This is a genomic window from Bartonella sp. AP58NXGY (assembly GCF_042195785.1).
In the GTDB taxonomy this organism is placed as follows: Bacteria; Pseudomonadota; Alphaproteobacteria; order Rhizobiales; family Rhizobiaceae; genus Bartonella.
In genome coordinates this window covers 1-755 of the sequence record NZ_JBHIOY010000216.1, presented here as the reverse complement: position 1 = coordinate 755, position 755 = coordinate 1, and the positions used below count along the sequence as shown (strand labels likewise).

General features: G+C 35.6%; 1 protein-coding gene and 1 pseudogene. One reads left to right on the top strand and one right to left on the bottom strand.

Annotated elements, in window-relative coordinates; translation table 11 throughout:
• Nucleotides 1-215 (bottom strand): annotated as a pseudogene (locus ACFINC_RS10540) (ShlB/FhaC/HecB family hemolysin secretion/activation protein); the annotation flags it as partial.
• A gap of 349 nt (nucleotides 216-564) precedes the next feature.
• On the opposite strand from ACFINC_RS10540, the gene ACFINC_RS10535 reads away from it, so the two are divergent.
• A partial coding sequence (locus ACFINC_RS10535) for a hypothetical protein (protein ID WP_375617181.1) occupies nucleotides 565-755 on the top strand: 191 nt, incomplete at its 3' end.

The following is a 755-nucleotide window of genomic DNA, read 5'->3' as shown; positions in this document are numbered from 1 at the left end:
GAAGGCGTCTTGATCCTTTTAGGCGTTAAAGACCGTAATTTCTCAATTCTTTCTAATTGCTGCTTTTCTGAATATCCGCGAGAAAAATTATCTGTTGGAGAATGAAAAACAGCTGAGGAGCGCGCATAAACGGTTACGCCACTCAACATGCCAAACAATACTAAGGCAAGAAAAAACCTAAAAAAACTCTTCCAACGTAAAAAGATAAATAACAATACAGATTGCCCCGCTTTGCAGCATTCATGAAGCGTTCTATCGCTTCATCAACCCTGGTTGATAATAGAAATTAAAACAGCCACTACCCTATGACGCTTTTAATAAAAGCATATACCTCTGTCACCAAAGACCAAGTGACAAAACACCTTGATTGTAATCGTGTGAAGATATTCCCCCCATACTTATACTCTCAGACCTATAACCAAAATTGTCCAGAAAGTCAATGTGTAAGCCTCAATATCCCCATCAATAATAAAGAATAAATTTGCTAAACCATGTCCCCTTATTCATAGAGTAAACCTTCAAAGCACTCCCCATCATTAGTTTTGGGGTGTTTTAGGGGTTTTGGTGGGGCGCTTTTTACCCATTATTATTTTATTTTTTGAATACAAAATAAAAGTTATTATATTTCAATATGTTAGTATTTTACAGATCTTAAAAAAACAACCTATATTGATAACACAAGCTCTAAATTCAACCAATAACATACGTTTTGTAGGGGTTTTGGGGGGGTTAAAAACAGACAAAACCTATGGTAA